Source organism: Synechococcus sp. W55.1 (assembly GCF_047461655.1).
In the GTDB taxonomy this organism is placed as follows: domain Bacteria; phylum Cyanobacteriota; class Cyanobacteriia; order Thermostichales; family Thermostichaceae; genus Thermostichus.
This window is the reverse complement of record NZ_JANSHN010000011.1, coordinates 39,994-56,697: the sequence shown is the minus strand read 5'-3', so window position 1 is coordinate 56,697 and position 16,704 is coordinate 39,994. Positions and strand designations below refer to the sequence as shown.

Here is a 16,704-nt window from a genome sequence, read left to right as displayed (position 1 = left end):
CATCTTAGCATATGGGATTAAGGAGAGACCGCAACAGCGTTTCCAGCTTGCAAGCGCACTTGGTGTTTGTCACCCAATACAAACGCAGGATACTAACGCAGGAAGGTTTGGACTTAATTGCGGCAGCATTTAAGAGCGTTGCCCAATCGATGGATTTTGAGATTTTAGAGTTTAACGGTGGAGCAGACCATATTCATCTTTTGATTTTCTACCCACCTAAGTGGTCTATTTCCAGATGGTTAACGCTCTCAAGAGTCTCCAGTCGCAGGTACGGCCAGGCTAAGTTTCCCAAGCCCTACGGCAAAACTGCCTTGTGGAGCCCTAGCTATTTTGCATCGAGTGTGGGTGGGGCTCCTCTACAAGTCTTAGTTGCTTACAGCCAAAATCAAGAAAAGCCGCCCTCAAGGGCGGGGTTTTAGACCCAAATTTTTGATAAAGTCAGAGCACGGTTAGCCCGGAGGAGTGACAACGGCATGAAAGCCATGATCCTGGCAGCAGGCAAAGGCACGCGAGTGCGGCCCATCACCTACATGATGCCGAAGCCGATGATCCCCATTTTGCACAAGCCTGTCATGGAATTTTTGGTGGAGCTGCTGCGGGAACATGGGTTTAACCAAATTATGATCAACACCAGCCACTTGGCCCACCAAATCGAAGACTACTTCCGCGATGGGCAGCAGTGGGGGGTTCACATCGGCTTTTCGTTCGAGGGTCACTTTGAGAACGGCCAGCCGGTGGCCCAGGCCCTGGGATCCGCAGGGGGCATGCGCAAGATCCAGGATTTCTCCGGATTTTTCGACAGCACCTTTGTGGTGCTCTGTGGGGATGCGCTAATCGACCTAAACCTCACGCAGATCGTCAACTTCCACAAAGCCAAGGGAGCGCTGGCCACCGTGGTGTTGCGGGAGGTGGATCCCAGCCAGGTCTCCAGCTACGGAGTGGTGGTAACCGATGAGACGGGTCGCATCACTGCCTTCCAAGAAAAGCCCAGGCGGGAAGAGGCCCTCAGCCACACCATCAACACCGGCATCTACGTTTTCGAGCCGGAAGTGTTCGACTACATTCCCCCCGGCTGCCCCTACGACATCGGCAGCGATCTCTTCCCGGCCTTGGTGAAAGCGGGCGCTCCCTTTTATGGGATCACGGCTGACTTTCAGTGGGTGGACATTGGCCGCACCCACGACTACTGGCTGGCAGTGCAAAAAGTGCTGCGCGGCGAGATCAAGGGGGTCAAGGTGCCCGGGATCCAGATTCAACCCGGCGTATGGACGGGGATCAACATCCGCGCCAACTGGGATCGCATCCATATTGAGCCACCGGTCTACATCGGGGCCAGCAGCCATTTGGCGGACGGGGTCAAACTCATCGGCCCCACAGCCATTGGCTACGGATGTGTGTTGAATGAAGGGTGTACGCTGGATGGCAGCTTAATTTTTAACTACACCCAGATCGCGGCAGGCGTAACCCTGCGCCACCAGATGGTGATGGGTCGCTACTGCATTTCCTCGGATGGCAATGCCATCGATACCGAAGAGTCCAACCTCACGTGGCTGATCGGAGATGCCCGCAGCAATGCCAACGGCAAATCCCCATAGCTCCCTCTACCTCTACGGGATCGTCGCTGCCCCCGGCCCGCGCCACCTGAGTGTGGTGGGATTGGACAAGCAGCCGGTGCAGGTTCACGGGCTGGGATCCCTGGCCTTCTTGTATTCCCAGGCTCGACAAGAGCGCTACCTGGCCAGCCGGGCCAACTTGCTTGCCCATGAAGCCGTGCTGGAAAAAGTGATGAACGAGGGACATCGGGCTCTGCTGCCCCTGCAATTTGGTCTGGTGGTCAGCGGCTGGGAGCAGGTGGAACGGGACTTGGTGCAGCCCCGCTTGGCGGATCTGCTGGCTCTGCTGGAGCGCCTAGAGGGCAAGCGGGAGGTGGGAGTAAAGGTCTTCTGGGATCCCGAGCAGGAGCTCAAGCTGGGGCTAGAGGAAAACCCTGCCCTCAAAGCTCGGCGGGACGAAATGGCCGGCGCTCCTCTGGGGCTGGACGCGGTAGTCGAGATCGGACGGGCTCTGGAGCAGCTCTTAGAGCAGCGACGTCAGCGCATTGCCCAGACCTTTACAGCAGCCCTCAGCCCCTTGGCCAGCGACCGCGTAGAAGGAGATCTGCTCACCGAAAACATGGCCTACAACGGCTCGTTTTTGATCAATTGGGAAGATGAGCCGGTTTTTGCCCAAAAAGTAGAGGAGCTAGACCAGACCTTCCAGGGGCGGCTGCGCATTCGCTACAACAACTTCACCGCTCCCTACAATTTCGTCAAACTTTGACACACTCAGCTGTATTGGGTCACTTCTCTACAAAAGACAAGAGGAGACCGCTCGGCTGAATGGTCGAAGGCAGGGATCCTTTTGGAAATCTGCTCAGGTATTGTGGGGATGGGCGCTGCAGTCTGTAAGCCGAGGGAGACGGTATGGGGTTGCTTATTTTTATCTTGTTTTTAGCTCTGGCTGCCGGGATCTTGGCTCTAGCCCTTTACCACGAAAAGAAACGTCGAGAAGCTCTGGAGCGGGTAGCTGCACAGCTAGGAATGCGCTTTTCTGCCCAGTTGCCTGAAGAGATTCGATCTCGCTTGTTGCAAGCAGGCTTTGGACTGTTTGAACGAGGCCATGGGCGGCGTTTCTATAATTCGATGTCCAAGCGGCTGATCGATGGCACTGAGATTACCGTTTTTGATTACCAATACACCAGCGGCAGTGGCAAGAGTTCCAGCACTTATCGCCAGTCCGTCTTCTACGCCTATCACGAGGATCTTCATCTGCCGCGTTTTCGGCTGCACCCCGAAAATGCCTTTTTCCACGGCATCGCCAAAGCTTTTGGCATGCAAGATATCAATTTCGAGAGCCACCCTAAGTTCTCCCGGAGCTATCTCTTGCGAGGAGAGAATGAAGCCCAAGTTCGGCTGCGGTTCCATCCTGGCGTCCTTGGTTTTTGGGAGCAGCATCCCAACTATTGCGCCGAAGGAGCTGGCGCCCACCTCATTCTTTGGCAAAATAACCGACAGGTGAGTCCCGAAGAGATAGCAAAATGGATGCGCTTGGGGGAAGAGTTGACGCAACAGCTGCGGCGTAGGTAGCAGCAGAGCCTACGGCCCGCTGCCGCAAGCAGCTAACCTCAGCCTAAACCTCAACCGCAGAGGGTGGCCTCTCTACTGGGTGCTGATCTACTGGGCGCTGAGAGCGGCCAACAAATCATCCGCCAATGACACCGCCGTATAGACCAAAGCCTGTCGTTGCTCAGGAGACAAATCGCCAACAGGAGTCTGGGGATTGCTCACGATACCTTGCAATACCTTGCTGGCTATGTATTCCCGCTTGGAAACCCCTGGGCTGGAGATGGTGGGGTTGTCGAGAGAGAACTTCTGATGGTGCTCGAAGGGGAAGGCGTATTCGGGGGCAACCGGCATCGCTCGACTCCAGATGGATCTCTACACTCTGCTTTGCCTATTTTCCCATCCTCTCTCGCTGGGGATTTTAAAAAAGCGGTGCCTCAAAAAAGACATAACGGGTTATCGTAATCAGAGAGATCCCTATGTGGGGGAAGGATCTGGGCTGCTCTCCCTTGGGAACAGTGGACATGCATTTGAGGGATTCTTTTCGACGCACCAAAATTGTTGCCACCATCGGCCCTGCCAGCTCAAATCCAGCCATTCTCAGGGAGATGATCCTGCAAGGGGCAACCACCCTTCGCCTGAACTTCTCCCATGGGGATCACGAGCTACACCGCCGCAGCATTCGCCTGATCCGCCAAACCGCGATGGATCTGGGCATCCAGGTCGCCATCTTGCAAGACCTACAGGGGCCGAAAATCCGCTTGGGCAAGTTCGCCGAAGGCTCGATCACCCTCAAGGCAGGGGATCCCTTTGTGTTGACCAGCAAACCTGTCTTGGGATCCCAAGAGCGCAGTTGGGTCACCTACGACAAGCTGGCCCAAGAAGTGCCCGAAGGAGCGACGATCCTCATCGACGATGGTCGAGTGGAGATGCGGGTGGAAGCCGTGGATCCGGAAGCGGGCGAACTCTTCTGCCGCACCATTGTCGGGGGTACCCTCTCCAACAACAAAGGGGTCAATTTCCCCGGTGTGCGCCTGAGCATCCGCGCCGTGACTCCAAAAGACAAAGAAGATCTCTACTTCGGCCTCAACCAAGGGGTGGATTGGGTGGCCCTCAGCTTTGTGCGGGATCCCTCTGATGTGCTGGAGCTGCGGGAGCTCATTGCCTCAGCCAAACGGCCTTCTTCCGGCTCAGCCGACAAGCGGGTACCCATCATCGTCAAGATCGAGAAACACGAGGCCATTGAACAGCTGCCCCAGATTTTGGCCCTCAGCGACGGTGTGATGGTGGCGCGGGGAGATCTGGGGGTAGAGCTGCCTGCGGAAGAGGTGCCGATCCTGCAGAAGCGGGTGATCGCCCTGGCCAACTCCCTGGGGATCCCGGTAATTACGGCCACCCAAATGCTGGACAGCATGGTGCACAGCCCCCGACCCACCCGTGCCGAAATCTCCGATGTGGCCAACGCCATTTTGGATGGCACCGATGCCGTCATGCTCTCCAACGAGACGGCTGTGGGCAAATACCCTGTCGAGGCCGTTGCCACCATGGCCCGCATTGCCGTGCGCACCGAGCGCGATTACTTTGACCTGACCTCCGCCGACCGACGACAACGCCTTCGCGCCCTTGCCATGCAGGAGCTGAGCCAAAACAACGGCAACAGTCCTGCCGGGATGCGGCCCAAAACCCTGATCACCGACTCGATCAGCCGCGCCGTGGGGGAGATCGCCCAAGAGTTGGATGCTGTAGCCGTGATGACCCTGACCAAAACAGGGGCTACTGCTCGCAATGTCTCTAAGTTTCGCCCCCGCACTCCCATCCTAGCCGTAACCCCCCATGTGGAAGTGGCACGGCGGCTGCAGTTGGTTTGGGGGGTACATCCGCTGTTGGTTATGGATTTGGCCACCACCCGCCAGACCTTTCAAGCGGCCATCAGCTTGGCTCAGGAAGATGGCTTGCTCAAGGATGGCGACTTGGTGGTGCTCAGTGCAGGAACCCTGCCAGGCGTTGCGGGATCCACCGATCTGATCAAGGTGGATGTGGTGAAAGCGGTGGTGGCTCAAGGCAAAGGGTTTGGCAAAGGCATTGTCAGCGGCCCGGCCCGCATCTTGAGATCCAGCCTCGATGCCAGCAAAATCACCGCCGGAGACATTTTGGTTGCCCAATCCACCGACGCCAACTATGTGGAGGCGATCAAACAGGCAGCCGGCGTGATTACCGAAGAAGAGGGAGCCTCCTCTCATGCAGCAGTCATTGGCCTGCGGCTGGGGGTGCCGGTGCTGGTGGGGGTCAAGGATGCTACCCGCTTAATCCGGGATGGATCTATCGTCACTCTGAACCCAGAAAAAGGCATAGTGACCGCAGGAGCCGATGGCTTGGGCTTTTAAGCGGGCCTTAAGGTTGCCTGCAATACAAACTTGTATCTCTTGCTACGAAACGAGACCCAGTTCTATGATGGGGGTAGCGAGGCAAGATTTTCCCTGACCCTTCGGTGCGTCCCATCCATTCCACGTGTAGGTTAAGCTATGCCCACTTTACAAGCCACCCACTATGCGGTTGAGGCCATCCAGGAGGAAGCTCGTCGCCTCATTCAGCAGGGGGTCTTACGCCGCTCTGCAGCCATTGCCCACCTGCAACCCTTTTTCCCGCAGCGGGAGTGGCAGGCGATTGCCCAAGAGCTGGAGCTGCAAGACTACTGCCCCTCGGATCCTCTCTGCGATTTAATCGGCGACTGCGAGGAGTGGGGCGAAGACTAAGCCTCGATCTGCCGAGGATGGCAAGCGGTCGGCGTTGGCAGACAGCCAATGCTTCTTTCTATTCCACCCGTTTTTTCCCTCTTGATCTGTCGGCGGTTAAGCTGGATGAACTATAGTCAGTAATCAAACATCCCTTTTCGCCGGGTTCGCATGGGTCAGACGGCTGTCATTGCCACCTCAGATGGAGGTCTCGACCTGAATAGCCTCGGTTTTGAGGTGCCAGGGTGGCTGCGTGCTCTGCTTTCCGGTGCCGAGGATCCCGGCGATGGGCTGCGGCCTTACACGGCTGAAGAAGCCGATCTGCTGCGCCGTGCCTTTGAGTTTTCTTACTGTTTGCATCAGGGCCAAAAACGCAAATCGGGGGATCCCTACATTGCCCATCCGGTAGCCGTGGCTACTCTCCTGCGGGAGCTGGGGGGGGATGCGGTGACAGTGGCAGCCGGCCTTTTGCACGATGTTGTCGAAGATACAGAAGTTACTCTAGAGGCCCTGGAAGCCGAATTTGGCTCTGAAGTTCGCCTACTGGTAGAGGGGGTTACCAAACTCTCCAAGTTCAATTTCTCCAGCAAAACCGAGCAGCAAGCGGAAAATTTCCGCCGCATGTTTGTGGCCATGGCCAAAGACATTCGAGTCATCGTGGTCAAGCTGGCGGATCGCTTGCACAACATGCGCACCCTGCAGTATCTCTCCCCCAGCAAGCAACGGCAGATTGCAGCCGAAACAATGGAAATTTTCGCCCCTTTGGCCAACCGGCTGGGGATCTGGCACTTCAAATGGGAACTGGAGGACCTGGCTTTTAAGTATCTGGACTACGAAGCTTACCGGAAGATCCAGGAATTGGTCAATGCCAAGCGCGCCGAGCGAGAGGCAGAGATTCAAGCTTTTATTGAAGAGCTGCGGCAGAACCTTCTTCAAGCGGGGCTGGAACATTTCGAGATCAGCGGGCGGCCCAAACATTTGTACAGCATCTATCGCAAGATGCAGCAGCAGCGCAAAGAATTTCACGAGATTTACGATCTCTCAGCAGTTCGGGTAATCGTACATACCAACAGCGAGTGCTATCGGGTGCTGGCAGTCGTTCACAACTGCTTTCGCCCCATCCCCGGGCGTTTCAAAGACTACATTGGCTTGCCCAAGGCCAATCGCTACCAATCTTTGCACACGGCAGTGATCGGCCTGCAGGGACGACCGGTGGAGGTGCAGATTCGTACCGAAGAGATGCACCGCGTGGCTGAGTACGGGATCGCCGCCCACTGGAAGTACAAGGAGGCCGGCAGCACCACCGTCAAGGCGGACGAGGAGCGCTTCACCTGGCTGCGGCAGCTCTTGGAGTGGCAAAACGACCTCAAAGACGACAAAGAGTATCTGGACACCCTTCGCGAGAATCTGTTTGAGAGCGAGGTTTACGTTTTCACGCCCAAGGGGGACTTGCTGGCCCTGCCCCAGGGATCCTGTCCGGTGGACTTCGCCTATCGCATCCACTCCGAAATTGGGGATCACTGTGCAGGAGCGCGGGTAAACAACAAGATCGTGCCCCTGGATACCCGCCTGCGCAACGGCGACATTGTGCAGATCATCACGCACAAAAATGCCCATCCCAGCCTGGACTGGATCAATTTCGTTGCCACCAGCTCTGCCCGCAATCGCATTCGCCAATGGTTTAAGCGCTCCAATCGCGAGCAAAACATCGCGCGGGGCCGGCATTTGCTGGAGCGGGAGCTGGGCAAAACGGGCTTTGATGCCCTGCTCAAATCAGAGCGGATGCAGAAGGTAGCCGAAAAGCTCAACTACGCCAGTGTAGAGGATTTGTTGGCCGCTCTGGGTTATGGTGAGACAACCCCCACGCTGGTGATCCATCGGCTGCAGGAGGTCAGCAGGCCGGCAGTATCTGCTCCCACAGAGGAAGAATCGCTTGAGGGATCCAAGCTGTTGTTGCCACGGGCTTCTGCGGCTCCCAGTTCTATCAAATCCCAATCTCCCATTCTGGGGGTGGAGGGTCTGAAACACCAGTTGGCCAAGTGTTGTAATCCGCTGCCGGGGGATCCGATTTTGGGCGTAGTCACCCGCTTTAAGGGTATTAGTATCCACCATCAGGACTGTCCACGGGTGGCTCAGGTTTCGGGGGAACGCCTGGTGCCAGTACGCTGGAACGAAGAGCAACTGCGGCAGAGCACCCAGATCTACCCGGTAGAACTGCATCTGGAGGTTATCGACCGCGTTGGGGTGCTGCGGGACATTCTTTCCCGTCTATCGGATCAAGGCATTAATGTTCGCAATGCTAAGGTACAAACTTTTGCCAACCGCACCGCCCTGATCGATCTCTGTATCGATGTACGTGATAAGAAACAGCTCACCCAGGTTCAAAGTCAACTGCGCCAGCTTTCTGACGTGATCGTGCTGCGCTCCCGCCATCACCAAAACGGATCCCGTTGACCTACGCCTGGCCCTTCGCGGGTACGGACTCTAGACCGCATCCCTATTGCGACTCGCTCCTGCAGCAGCCCAATTTTGGGTCAGGCGCTGTCCCATCCTCATCCTGACCTCCTTTGCCGCTTCTGGTGCGCAGAGCGCTTTCCCGCTCCTCTGGGGTTTTGCCAAAAATCCCGTGTCAGCTCACAGGTGGCCAGGCAAGGCCGACAAGCCCAGAGCAATATCCCAGGCTTTCTTCGACAGCCTGTGGAAAACCTGTGGAAATCCAGCGAAGCCCGCCCCAGCTCCGGTGGAATCCCCAGCCATATCTAGGGGGAAGGATCCACTACCTTAGGGGATCTCACACTGACTGTGCGTTAATTTTTATGAATTTGTCAGAAAACCATAACATTAGCCTGTGGAAAACCTGTGGAAAAACCTGAAAAATTTGTGGAAAACCTGTGGAAAAACCCCCCAAGTTATTAACAGGTATAAATACTCTGTGGAAAAGTGGCCAAGTTATCCACAGTTTTTCCACAGGTGGGGAATAAGCTCAAAAGCTCATGGCGCAAGGTGTTGACGATCACTTTCCACAGTTTCCACAGCCCCTACTACTACTAGATCAAAAAATTAAATTAGGCAGGGATCGAAATTTCAGATCTGTCCTACGCGCGAGGCAAATTTTCCAAAACTCGACCGCAAGGGGAGGGATCCAACCGGGGCAGTCGGTGTAGGATCTGCGTGTGCAGCCCTCAAGTGCCCCCCATGGTGCAAGCTCAACGTCCTGTGGATCGAGAACTCGAGGCCGAGTCATTTGCGGCAGTGTTGCGCAGCAGCAAGACTGCAGCTCCTCAGCGTGGGGAGGGATACCTTGACGGGGCCGTGGACTCGTCTCCGGAGGGTTTCAGCTTCACCTGCGAGCAAGCCGATCTCAGCCACCACCTCACTTCCGTTGGACGGGCTGCGGCCAGCCGCCCCGCCCTGCCCGTTTTGGCCAATGTGTTGGTGGAGGCCGACGCGGAAACTCAGCGGGTTGCTTTGACCGCCTTTGACTTGAACTTGTGCATTCGCAGCGAGTTCGAGGCTCAGGTCAGGGGATCCGGTCGCACCACCCTGCCGGCCAAGCTGCTCAGCGACATCGTCAGCCGTCTGCCCAGCGGCCCAGTGACTCTTGACGCAAGCAGCCAAGCCCAGGAGAGTGCCCCTGTGATTCTCATGTCGGCAGCCGGCCAGTACCAAGTGCGCAGCATGTCGGCTGAAGAGTACCCCACCCTACCGGAAATATCGCTCCGCACCGCCGACGCAGATGGCGATTTTGTGGGGGAGGAAAGCCCAACAGCTCAGGCCCTGGAGCTGCCCATCGAGAGCCTGTTGCAAGGGATCGGCCAAACCCTTTTTGCGGCCTCTGGAGATGAGACCAAGCAGGTGCTCACAGGAGTGCATGTCAAGCTCTTGCCAGGGGATCCCCCTTGCCTAGAGTTTGCGGCCACCGACGGGCATCGTCTGGCGATGGTGCAGGTGGAGGCGGACGGGATCCCGGTTGCGTCGGCCAATACGGGAATGGGGTTGGATTTCACCATTCCCGCTCGCACTTTGCGGGAGGTGGAGCGCATCCTCGGCACACAGACCGTCGCCTCTACGGTGGAGCTGAGGTTTGACCGATCCCAGGTGCAGTTTGTCCTGCCCCCTCGCGCCGGCAAAACCCAGTGCCAACAGCGGATCACCAGCCGCCTTTTGGAGGGCCAATATCCCGACTACAACCGCCTGATTCCCAGGCAATTTGAGCGGCAGATAACCCTGGAGCGTCGGCCTTTGATTGAGTCGCTGGAACGGGTGGGAGTACTTGCTGCCCAAAGAAACGACATCGTCAAGTTCAATCTTTCTGCCGCAACCCAAACCCTGCGCATCAGCACCGAGGCGCCCGATGTAGGAAGTGGCGAGGAATCTTTGCCGGTGCAAATGTCCGGCCCTGACCTGGAGCTGGCCTTCAATGTGCGTTACCTGCTGGATGCCCTTAAGGTGTTTCATACGCAGCAGGTGAGCCTGGAGCTAAACGGTGCCACTCAGCCAGCTATTTGGAAGCCCCTTGGGGCGATGCGGCTCTGTTATTTGGTCATGCCGGTGCAGCTACGGGCTACCTAGTCCTAGGGAACTAATTGAAGAACAGCCTCGGTGGCTCTTGTCCCATGTTCAGAGAGCAGGTGGATGCCGATCCAGCTCAAACAAAGCGGTAGGTAAACTCCTGCACCAAGTCCACACGCCCTTTGCGCAAAACTGCCGGATCCAAACGTTCAGTCGTGTTGCAAGTCATCAGCACCACCAGCCTTTGTTCACAGTCGGCGTATTCTGCGTCGAGCACGCTTTGGTGGAGGGTGCCATCCAGCAGGCTGAGGATGCGCTCAGTTTTGGTGCTCCGTTGGGCCACCTCGCTGGCGCGGTCTTGGGCGAGGTTATCTGCCTCATTGATGATCAGGCACACCCGCTCCAGATAGGAAGGCGCAATGAACTCTTGCACGGCTTCATGATCCAAGATGAACACCACATAGCCCAGTGGTACCAGCAGCTCGTGGGCCACCGCTTGCGTCCAGGCAGTTTTACCGGTACCTGGGATCCCGTGTACCAAGACCGCCAATCGCTCCTGCTGCAGAATTCGCTGTTGAACCTGATCGGTGAAGGCTTGAATCTCGGCGGGAAAAGAACTGATTGGATGTGGGCTCTGGATTTGCCCAATTCGGCTTTGGTAGCCGCTCACCATCACCGCCAGGTTGTAGGTAACCTTGCGGATCAAGGGCTTGAGATCTACCCCAATCAGGGTGTAGCGACGGCGGGTTTGATAGGTGGTCTGGATTTGCAGCCAAATCTGATGCTCCGGCCAAAAGGCATAGACGGTGCCCGGACTACTGATTTGATCCCAGCCGTTGAAATGCTCAACCGGGTAGTAGAAGTAGCGATCCATGTACACTTGCACGATCTGTGCCGGTCGCCCCAGATGCGCCAAGATTTTGAGAACGATAACTTCTTGCAGACAATTCAAGACGTAATGAATGGGAATCTGGTCGCGGCTCACCTGCTGCCGCAGCGGAGTTTCCGTCGAAAGATAGCTTCGAAAGGTGCAGTCGGGGCCGGGTGGGGGTGGGGTAATGCTGTTCCAGAATTCCTCGATCTCGTAACGGGTGTTCTCTGAAAACAGGTTAAGCAAATTGGCCAGCGGGCTATATTCGTTGCGTCCCACTGCGTTGGCGATATCGCTGCACACATCCAGAATTTTCTCGGCCAATTCCCAGGGATCCTGCATGGCCAGTTGCCAGAAATACTCGACATCGAAATGGCGGAGCAGAGGTCTCCACCCGGATTGCAGGAGATTGTAGCTGTTGGTCTGCCGGTAGCTGGGGTAATAGTCGTCGTAACCGTTATCCATGCAGGGTTAGGGGCTAGGAAAAGGGGGAATCGGTGGGCTTGCTGGGGCGTGGATGCCTCTCCCACGAGAGCGAAACTATGGCGGCCCGGCACTGGGGTCTCAAAAAGGGGGTAGGGCATGTATGTTAGCTTGCGTCCCCGGCCCAGGGGCAACAGCCCCACCGTTTTCCGGTGCCAGATCCCGCTGGGAAAGTGTATCCCAATTAGGTAGGGAGGGCTTCCAAATCGTTGCTGTGGGCTGCGGAGCTGGAATTGCCTTCTAGGGCTGCTTGGGCGTTGCGTCGCAGTCGGCGGGCCTTGAGCCGGCGCAAGGCAGAGGCGGGAAACTTCTGGTCGAATTCCCCATCTTCCATCTGGGCCAGTTCTTGGAGATCGGGGGCAACGTTCCAAGGGTAAGGCTGAAAATCCGGGATCCCACTGGGTTGGGCAAAGCGTTGGTTCCAAGGGCAGACCTCTTGGCAAATGTCGCAGCCAGCCACCCAGTTGTGCAGGTTTTGGGCAATTTCTGCAGGGATCCGCTCAGCGTGGCTTTCTAGGGTGTGATAGGCGATGCAGCGGCGGGAATCGACCACCCCCGGACTGACGATGGCCTGCGTGGGGCAAGCCTCTAGGCAGCGGGTACAGGTGCCGCAGTGAGCGGTGTGGGGCTGGTCAGGGAGCAACGGCAGGGTGGTCAGGATCACTCCCAGAAACACCCAGGAGCCGTACTCGCGGGTGAGCAACAGGCTGTTTTTGCCGATCCAACCCAAGCCCGCCTGCATGGCCCAGGGCTTTTCCGCCACCGGGCCGGTATCGACATAGCATCGACCGCGGTAGTTCGGAAATTGCGCTTGCATCCAGAGGTGGAGCTGCTTCAGCCGCCGCCCCAACACGCGGTGATAATCTCGCCCCCAAGCGTAGCGGGAGATCTTGCCCTTGCCGGGATCCTGGCTGTGGCGGATGGGGGTGTAGTAATTCAAAGCCACACAGACCAACGACTGCACCCCCGGCAGCACCTGCTTTGGATCCATTCGCCGGGGATCGGCCATCCAGGTCATGTCGGCGGCCATGCCTGCGGCCAGCCAAGCTTGCAGACCCCGCAAGTCGGGGGGATCCTCTGTGCTGGCAATGCCAACTTTGTCAAAGCCCAGCGCCAGCGCCTGTCGTTTCACCTGCTCTGTGATGCTGGCCCGGTCTGCTTCTTCTGGCCACACAGGGACATCCAACGCTACTTTGGCAAGCCCATCACCCGACGATAACGAGCTTCCAGATGCTCTGCCTGCTGGGATCGGCGGAAGGGATCCCAGGTGCTGTGGGCAAACAGATCCTGCCGCAGCTTGGCCACATCCACCGTCGTCACGGCTCCGCCGGACACCACCTGTTTTCCTCGCACCCAAACGCTATGCACTGCCTGGGTGGGCCGACCCAACACCAGCAGCCCAATGGGATCGGTACGGGGCAACAGCGACAGTTGGGTGAGATCGTACAGCACCAGATCCGCTTGCTTGCCCACTTCCAGGGATCCCATCTGATCCCCCAGGCCCAAGCCGATTGCCCCACCTCGGGCTGCCATCTCGATGCTCTCGCGGGGAGAAATCCAGTGGCGGTAGTCGGGATCCGTGATGTTGTGAAGGATGGTGCCGATTTTGATGGCCTCTAGCAAATCCTGCGAATCGTTGCTGGCGGATCCATCGCAGCCAAAGGCCACGTTCACCCCTGCCCGGCGATAGTTCAAAATGGGGGCAATGCCGCTGCCCAGGCGCAGGTTGCTCAGGGGGTTGTGAACAACGGTAGAGCCGGTGCGGGCCAAGATCTCGATATCGGCATCGCTGAGCCAGACGCAGTGGGCCAAGGAAGTTTTCCGGTCTAGGTAGCCCAAGCGCTCCAGATGCTCCACAGCACTACAGCCGTACTTTTCCTGGGCCAACATCTGCTGGGCGCGGGTTTCCAACAGGTGGGCGTGGCGGGGTAGGTCATACTTCTGGCTTAACTCCGCACAGCCCTTGAACAGCTCGTCTGAGCACAGTTGGATCCCTGTGGGAGCCACCATGAGGGTAATGCCCTCTTCTGGCCGGTGAAAGCGCTGCACCGCCTCTTCCACAATGGCCAGCACCTCTGCTGTGGAGAGGGGATAGGTTTCCGGCTCCCGATCCCAAGAGGAGCTGCTGGGCAACCCCCGAGAGAGAGCCTGATCCTGGATCAAGGGGCCCACGAAGGCGCGGATCCCGACTTCTCGGTAGGCCCGTACCGCCGCCTCAATGGTGGCCAACTCTTGGCCTGGGATCAACACCAGATGATCCACCACCGAGGTGCCCCCCGTCAGCAGGGTTTCCACCGCCGTCCCCAGCGCGCTGAGATAGATTTTTTCCGGATCCGGCGGCGCATACTCGTGCAGTTGTGCCAGCCACAGCTCCAGCGGATAGGGCGGTATGATCCCTCGTTGCCACATTTCGGAAGAATGGGTGTGGGCATTGACAAAGCCCGGCAGCAAGAGTTGGTTACTGGCATCCAGTTCCAGGCTGTCTGCGCCCGTTGCGGGTAACCCTCTGCCTATGGCAGCAATCCGTTCCCCCTCGATTCGCACATCTGCGGTTTCGTAGCCGGTGGCGGTGGGAATTAACGCATTGCGCAAGATAAAACTCATGCCCGGGATCCAAAAAGGCCGTCTGCTACCTTAGCGTGCTGGAGTTAACCCTGCCAAGGCGGGAGGATCAGAACATTTGCATGCATAACCTAGCCTTTCCCCCAAGGGATACCCAAGCGTAGTGGTTATAGAACTGCCGACATAGAGGTGCCCACACTCTCCATAACGCAGTTTCAACGCCTCTGCACCGCCGACATGACCCTACAGCTCAGCCTTGACCGGCTATTTCTTTTTCTTGGCGGAGCCTTTTTTGGCCGGCTTGCTCTCGGCAGCAGGGGCCGGTTCTGGGGCAGGTTCTTCAGGAGGAGCGGGTGGAGTCTCTTCCACTTTGGGGGCCTCTGCCGGCTTGAGACCGGCTTGAGCGGCAACCTCAGCAGCAAAATCCACTTCTTCTTTCTCGATCCCCTCTCCCAGGACAAAGCGCACAAACCGCCGCACCCGAATGTTTTCCCCCAGTTTGGCAATGTGCTGCTTGACCAATTCCTCCACCGTGATCGAGGAATCTTTAATAAAGGGTTGATCCAACAGGGATAACTCTTTCAGGCGCTTTTCGATGCGACCTTGCACGATCTTCTCGCGTATGTTCTCCGGCTTATTGGCCAGATCTTCTTTGCCCATTTCAATGGCTTTTTCCCGCTCCACCACTTCAGCAGGGATCTGGTCAACGCTGACGTATTCTACGTTTTGGCAGGCGGCAATCTGCTTGGCGATGTCTTGCACCAGTTTCTTAAAATCTTCGCTGCGGGCCACGAAGTCTGTCTCGCAGTTCACCTCTACCAACACCCCAATTCGATTGCCGAAGTGGATGTAGCTGTCAACCGCCCCCTCTGCCGCGACGCGACTGGCCTTTTTGGCTGCCCCTGCCAACCCTTTCTGTCGCAGCCAGGTGATGGCTTTCTCCATATCGCCACCGGAATCTTCCAGGGCTTTTTTGCAGTCCATCATGCCTGCGCCCGTCTTTTCGCGCAGCTCTTTGACCAGTTTGGCATCAATGCTCATGAGGGCTCCTCGAATGAAAGAACGGGAAGAATGTGGCGGGATATGAGTGAGAATGAGCGGGCTTCGGTAGAATTGTAAACCTAGATTTCAAGAATACACGCCTCTGGATAGGGAACAGGCAGAGAAGTGCCCGGATTGCACGGGATCCCTGCCCTCGGTCTAGCCTTCCTCGGCTTCTCCTTCTTCTTCGTCCTCCATATCCTCCAGCATGTCGTCGTCCAGATCCATGGCCCCTTCGTAGTCGTACTCATCCTCTTCAACGGTGTCGAGCTGCCCATGCCGCCCTTCGTAGATGGCATCCGCCAGCTTGCCTACAATCAGCTTAATCGCTCGGATGGCATCGTCGTTAGAGGGAATGAAGATATCGCTGAGATCGGGGTCGCAGTTGGTGTCCAGGAGTGAGATGATCGGGATGTTAAGCCTGATACATTCTTGAACGGCGTTGGCCTCCCGCCGCTGATCGACGATGATCACCGCATCGGGGAGCTTGCGCATGGTTTTAATGCCGCCCAAGTACTTTTCCAGCCTGGCCAACTCTCGCCGCAGACGGCTGGCCTCTTGTTTGGGCAGGCGATCCAGAAGACCGCTGCTCTCCATCTCCTCAATTTCTTTGAGGCGGTCGATGCGGGTTTTGATGGTGGCCCAGTTGGTGAGCATGCCCCCCAACCAGCGCTGGTTGACGTAGTAGCTGCCACAGCGACGAGCCTCTTGAGCAATGATCCCGGCAGCTTGCCGTTTGGTGCCCACAAACAGGAAGCGCCAACCCCTGTCAGCAGCATCCCGCACATACTCGTAGGCTTCGTTCAGATAGCGGGCCGTCTGCACCAAATCGATAATGTGGATGCCGTTCCGCTCGGTAAAGATGTAGGGCCGCATTTTCGGGTTCCAGCGGCTGGCCTTGTGGCCGAAGTGAACCCCTGCCTCCAACAGTTGAGGCAAACTGACTACGCTCATGAGTTTTTCCTCTCCTACGGGTTAGCCTCCGCCCGAACGGATCCCAGCCATAGCCCCCCCAGGGACCTGCACATCGCTTTTGGAGCACTCTGCCCCCGTTGGCGAGGAATTCAAGCGCCGTTGCAGGTAAACCGCGAAAGGGCTGTTAGGACACCCGGTGGTTCAGGCGTGTGATTTTTTAACAGCTTAACCAGGCTAGCACGTTTTTCGCAGGATCCCGCAGCTTGGGGTTAACTCTGGCGGCGATCCAATGCTAAACTGGCTAAGCGCTTCATAGGCTTCTACCTGTAAGTGCGTCGGGGCGTAGCGCAGCTTGGTAGCGCACCACTTTGGGGTAGTGGGGGTCGTGGGTTCAAATCCCGCCGCTCCGATACTGAGTAATCAGGGGAGGGCTTGAGCCGGACAAAGCCCACTATGCCGGAAACTTTGAGGTACTTTGGCTCCGCTG

General features: G+C 57.3%; 13 protein-coding genes, 1 tRNA gene and 1 pseudogene. 9 read left to right on the top strand and 6 right to left on the bottom strand.

The window, feature by feature from the left end; genetic code table 11:
• Window positions 1-11 precede the first annotated feature (11 nt).
• The 4 genes from tnpA (at window position 12) to NW816_RS07200 (ending at window position 3,125) form a co-directional block, all read left to right on the top strand.
• A complete protein-coding gene (gene tnpA, locus NW816_RS07215; protein WP_414408716.1) occupies window positions 12-419 on the top strand; it encodes an IS200/IS605 family transposase in 408 nt (135 codons plus the stop codon).
• 54 nt (window positions 420-473) lie between these two features.
• Window positions 474-1,595: a sugar phosphate nucleotidyltransferase gene (locus tag NW816_RS07210; RefSeq protein ID WP_414408715.1), complete on the top strand. Its 1,122-nt coding sequence runs from the start codon at window positions 474-476 to the stop codon at window positions 1,593-1,595.
• On the top strand, window positions 1,573-2,319 hold the full coding sequence (locus NW816_RS07205) for a GvpL/GvpF family gas vesicle protein (RefSeq protein ID WP_414408714.1): 747 nt from the start codon (window positions 1,573-1,575) through the stop codon (window positions 2,317-2,319). The genes NW816_RS07210 and NW816_RS07205 overlap by 23 nt, the downstream gene beginning before the upstream one ends.
• A gap of 143 nt (window positions 2,320-2,462) precedes the next feature.
• Window positions 2,463-3,125: a hypothetical protein gene (locus NW816_RS07200; protein ID WP_414408713.1), complete on the top strand. Its 663-nt coding sequence runs from the start codon at window positions 2,463-2,465 to the stop codon at window positions 3,123-3,125.
• Between the two features lie 87 nt (window positions 3,126-3,212).
• Here NW816_RS07200 and NW816_RS07195 read toward each other — a convergent pair whose 3' ends face one another.
• Window positions 3,213-3,455: a hypothetical protein gene (locus tag NW816_RS07195; RefSeq protein WP_414408712.1), complete on the bottom strand. Its 243-nt coding sequence runs from the start codon at window positions 3,453-3,455 to the stop codon at window positions 3,213-3,215.
• A 170-nt stretch (window positions 3,456-3,625) separates the two neighbouring features.
• On the opposite strand from NW816_RS07195, the gene pyk reads away from it, so the two are divergent.
• The 4 genes from pyk to dnaN all read left to right on the top strand — a co-directional run bounded on the left by pyk (window position 3,626) and on the right by dnaN (window position 10,405).
• On the top strand, window positions 3,626-5,485 hold the full coding sequence (pyk, locus tag NW816_RS07190; RefSeq protein WP_414408711.1) for a pyruvate kinase: 1,860 nt from the start codon (window positions 3,626-3,628) through the stop codon (window positions 5,483-5,485).
• 138 nt (window positions 5,486-5,623) lie between these two features.
• Entirely contained in the window at window positions 5,624-5,854 is a 231-nt protein-coding gene (locus tag NW816_RS07185) for a DUF4327 family protein (protein WP_011433156.1), read from the top strand.
• 150 nt (window positions 5,855-6,004) lie between these two features.
• Complete coding sequence (locus tag NW816_RS07180; RefSeq protein WP_414408710.1) at window positions 6,005-8,287, top strand: RelA/SpoT family protein; 2,283 nt, start codon at window positions 6,005-6,007, stop codon at window positions 8,285-8,287.
• A gap of 741 nt (window positions 8,288-9,028) precedes the next feature.
• Entirely contained in the window at window positions 9,029-10,405 is a 1,377-nt protein-coding gene (gene dnaN / locus NW816_RS07175) for a DNA polymerase III subunit beta (RefSeq protein ID WP_414408709.1), read from the top strand.
• Window positions 10,406-10,481: 76 nt separating this feature from the next.
• On the opposite strand, the gene NW816_RS07170 is transcribed toward dnaN, so the two are convergent.
• The 5 genes and pseudogenes from NW816_RS07170 to rpsB all read right to left on the bottom strand — a co-directional run bounded on the left by NW816_RS07170 (window position 10,482) and on the right by rpsB (window position 16,256).
• Window positions 10,482-11,681 carry an AAA family ATPase gene (locus NW816_RS07170; RefSeq protein WP_414408708.1) on the bottom strand — a complete coding sequence of 400 codons (1,200 nt, stop codon included), beginning with the start codon at window positions 11,679-11,681 and terminating at the stop codon, window positions 10,482-10,484.
• A gap of 202 nt (window positions 11,682-11,883) precedes the next feature.
• A complete protein-coding gene (gene queG, locus NW816_RS07165; RefSeq protein WP_414408744.1) occupies window positions 11,884-12,831 on the bottom strand; it encodes a tRNA epoxyqueuosine(34) reductase QueG in 948 nt (315 codons plus the stop codon).
• 56 nt (window positions 12,832-12,887) lie between these two features.
• Window positions 12,888-14,303, bottom strand: a complete 1,416-nt coding sequence (locus tag NW816_RS07160) for an amidohydrolase (RefSeq protein WP_414408707.1) — start codon at window positions 14,301-14,303, stop codon at window positions 12,888-12,890.
• Between the two features lie 354 nt (window positions 14,304-14,657).
• Window positions 14,658-15,302: pseudogene (gene tsf / locus NW816_RS07155) on the bottom strand (translation elongation factor Ts); the annotation flags it as partial.
• A 159-nt stretch (window positions 15,303-15,461) separates the two neighbouring features.
• Window positions 15,462-16,256, bottom strand: coding sequence for a 30S ribosomal protein S2 (gene rpsB, locus NW816_RS07150; RefSeq protein ID WP_414358039.1), 795 nt, complete (start codon window positions 16,254-16,256; stop codon window positions 15,462-15,464).
• Between the two features lie 297 nt (window positions 16,257-16,553).
• Between rpsB and NW816_RS07145 the strand changes: the two genes are divergently transcribed.
• Window positions 16,554-16,627 (top strand) — tRNA-Pro (locus NW816_RS07145).
• Window positions 16,628-16,704: the final 77 nt, after the last annotated feature.

Excerpts from the sequence above, each read along its gene's own strand:
- NW816_RS07180 (WP_414408710.1), top strand. The coding sequence starts at position 6,005 with ATGGGTCAGACGGCTGTCATTGCCACCTCAGATGGAGGTCTCGACCTG.
- tnpA (WP_414408716.1), top strand. The coding sequence starts at position 12 with ATGGGATTAAGGAGAGACCGCAACAGCGTTTCCAGCTTGCAAGCGCAC.
- NW816_RS07170 (WP_414408708.1), bottom strand. The coding sequence starts at position 11,681 with ATGGATAACGGTTACGACGACTATTACCCCAGCTACCGGCAGACCAAC.
- NW816_RS07185 (WP_011433156.1), top strand. The coding sequence starts at position 5,624 with ATGCCCACTTTACAAGCCACCCACTATGCGGTTGAGGCCATCCAGGAG.
- NW816_RS07195 (WP_414408712.1), bottom strand. The coding sequence starts at position 3,455 with ATGCCGGTTGCCCCCGAATACGCCTTCCCCTTCGAGCACCATCAGAAG.
- pyk (WP_414408711.1), top strand. The coding sequence starts at position 3,626 with ATGCATTTGAGGGATTCTTTTCGACGCACCAAAATTGTTGCCACCATC.
- NW816_RS07200 (WP_414408713.1), top strand. The coding sequence starts at position 2,463 with ATGGGGTTGCTTATTTTTATCTTGTTTTTAGCTCTGGCTGCCGGGATC.
- NW816_RS07205 (WP_414408714.1), top strand. The coding sequence starts at position 1,573 with ATGCCAACGGCAAATCCCCATAGCTCCCTCTACCTCTACGGGATCGTC.
- dnaN (WP_414408709.1), top strand. The coding sequence starts at position 9,029 with ATGGTGCAAGCTCAACGTCCTGTGGATCGAGAACTCGAGGCCGAGTCA.
- rpsB (WP_414358039.1), bottom strand. The coding sequence starts at position 16,256 with ATGAGCGTAGTCAGTTTGCCTCAACTGTTGGAGGCAGGGGTTCACTTC.
- NW816_RS07210 (WP_414408715.1), top strand. The coding sequence starts at position 474 with ATGAAAGCCATGATCCTGGCAGCAGGCAAAGGCACGCGAGTGCGGCCC.
- NW816_RS07160 (WP_414408707.1), bottom strand. The coding sequence starts at position 14,303 with ATGAGTTTTATCTTGCGCAATGCGTTAATTCCCACCGCCACCGGCTAC.